This window comes from Methanofollis fontis, from assembly GCF_004297185.1.
Lineage (GTDB): Archaea > Halobacteriota > Methanomicrobia > Methanomicrobiales > Methanofollaceae > Methanofollis > Methanofollis fontis.
This window is the reverse complement of sequence record NZ_PGCL01000014.1, coordinates 1-1,739: the sequence shown is the minus strand read 5'-3', so window position 1 is coordinate 1,739 and position 1,739 is coordinate 1. Positions and strand designations below refer to the sequence as shown.

Genomic DNA, 1,739 nt, shown 5'->3' with positions numbered 1-1,739 from the left:
GGTCTCGGCGGGTTCTTTTTTGATGAGCATGCGCTCCAGTCCATGCGGGACGGGCGCACCATCGGCACGGTCGGACGATCACGCAGCGGGCGGGCGGTGAACATGCACCTGAACGGGCGGCTGTTCACGGCGGCATGGGCCGACCTCCTGCGGGTGGTCAGAAATGGCGGAAAAGCGGCAGTCTTCGAGGTGGCGTGAATGTTTGGACGCAGAAACGCCACCACGGCCCACAAGGAGCAGGGAGCGTATGACCCCCCCGCTCATCACCCTTTCGCTCTCGCCCCCTCGCCCTACGAGGGCGGGCCGGCGTATGCACTCCTCCCCCGGAGGGATGCCTGATGCAGCAGCAGATCGACTACAACGCCGGCTGCCGCACCAGAGAGCAGTTGAGCCGGGCCGGGCGGGTGCCCCTATGCCCGGTCTGCGGGGTGCGCCTCGACTACGGTTCCACCGATCGGGTGGAGGGTGCGGACTACTACCACTGCCCGGAGCACGGGCTGGTGAAGTGGATGTGGTGGTGATGCACCCCACCCTTTGCGCTGTGATTCCCCCCGAGGAGCGGGACCGCATCGCCGCCATGGAGCGCCGGGCCGAGGGGCTGGAAGAGGAGGCGGGCGCCCTCCTCGCCGAGGCCCGCACCTGCCGGGCACGGGCCGAACGCATCCGGCGCTACTATCTCCAGATGGTGGCGGTCTTCGGGGCGGAGGCGGTCATCGCCCACGCCCGCCGCGAGTGGACCAACCCGATCATCGAGGTGCCATGATGCCCTCGGTCTATGAGCAGGTGCGCCAGCGGATCCTTGCCGCCCTGGAGGGGGGCACGGTGCCCTGGCGGCAGACCTGGCAGGGGATGACCCCTGCCAACATCCTTACCGGCCGGCCCTACCGGGGGATCAACCGGGTCCTGCTGGCCGGGTCGCCCTGGTGGGGGACCTACAACCAGGTGCGGCAGATGGGCGGCTATGTCCGGAGAGGAGAAAAAGCGGCCGGGATGGTGGTCTTCTGGTCGATGGAGGAGTCCCGCCGGGAGGTGAACGAGCAGGGCGATGAGGTGATCGTCCGGGCAGAGCGGGAGCGCCCCCTGGTGCGCTGCTACAAGGTCTTTCATATCGGGCAGTGCGAGGGGATCGAGGTGCCCGAGGGGCGGGAGGTGCGGCCGATCGCCACCTGCGATGAGATCGTCGCCCGCAACACCCCCCGCATCCTCCCCGGGGAGCCGGCCTATGCCCCGGGGCGGGACGTGATCACCATGCCCCCGGCGGAGCGTTTCACCTCCCCGGAGGACTACTATGCCGCCCTCTTCCACGAACTCACCCACTGGAGCGGGGCGGCGCACCGGCTGGACCGGGAGGGCGTCACCGGAGCGGTCCGGTTCGGGAGTGAGCGCTATTCCCGTGAGGAGTTGACGGCCGAGATGGGGGCGGCGTTTCTGTGTGCGATCTGCGGGACCGATACGCCGCCGCTCCAGGAGAACCAGGCGGCCTATATCGCCGGGTGGCTCCGGCATATCCGGGAGGGGACGGCGGCCGATGTGGTCCGGGCGGCGACGGATGCACAGCGGGCGGCGGATTTCCTGGCCGGGGGGCCGGCCCCGGCCTCCTCCTCTTCTCCGACGCTCTGCTGCTCGTGCTCACCATGACCGGGGACCTTCCGGGCCCCGCCCTATCGCAACGACTGCCTCCCCCCCGAGGGGGGAGGAGGAGCGACCGATAGGGAGCGGGGGAGAGGGGTCGATCCCGA

Annotated in this window: 5 protein-coding genes; all 5 read left to right on the top strand. The window is 69.6% G+C overall.

The genetic code is table 11. The features are described from left to right. A partial coding sequence (locus CUJ86_RS11925; RefSeq protein WP_165394911.1) for a hypothetical protein occupies positions 1–198 on the top strand: 198 nt, incomplete at its 5' end. Next, entirely contained in the window at positions 199–339 is a 141-nt protein-coding gene (locus tag CUJ86_RS11920) for a hypothetical protein (RefSeq protein ID WP_165394910.1), read from the top strand. Further along, positions 339–521, top strand: coding sequence for a hypothetical protein (locus CUJ86_RS11680; protein WP_130647752.1), 183 nt, complete (start codon positions 339–341; stop codon positions 519–521). Before CUJ86_RS11920 ends, CUJ86_RS11680 begins: the two co-directional genes overlap by 1 nt. A 20-nt stretch (positions 522–541) precedes the next feature. Further along, positions 542–763, top strand: coding sequence for a hypothetical protein (locus CUJ86_RS11675; protein WP_130647751.1), 222 nt, complete (start codon positions 542–544; stop codon positions 761–763). Further along, entirely contained in the window at positions 763–1,638 is an 876-nt protein-coding gene (locus CUJ86_RS11670; RefSeq protein WP_130647750.1) for an ArdC family protein, read from the top strand. Before CUJ86_RS11675 ends, CUJ86_RS11670 begins: the two co-directional genes overlap by 1 nt. The last annotated feature ends 101 nt before the right edge of the window (positions 1,639–1,739 follow it).

What these genes read in the sequence shown, in the direction of transcription:
- CUJ86_RS11670 (WP_130647750.1), top strand. Translation starts at nt 763, where the DNA reads ATGCCCTCGGTCTATGAGCAGGTGCGCCAGCGGATCCTTGCCGCCCTG.
- CUJ86_RS11680 (WP_130647752.1), top strand. Translation starts at nt 339, where the DNA reads ATGCAGCAGCAGATCGACTACAACGCCGGCTGCCGCACCAGAGAGCAG.
- CUJ86_RS11920 (WP_165394910.1), top strand. Translation starts at nt 199, where the DNA reads ATGTTTGGACGCAGAAACGCCACCACGGCCCACAAGGAGCAGGGAGCG.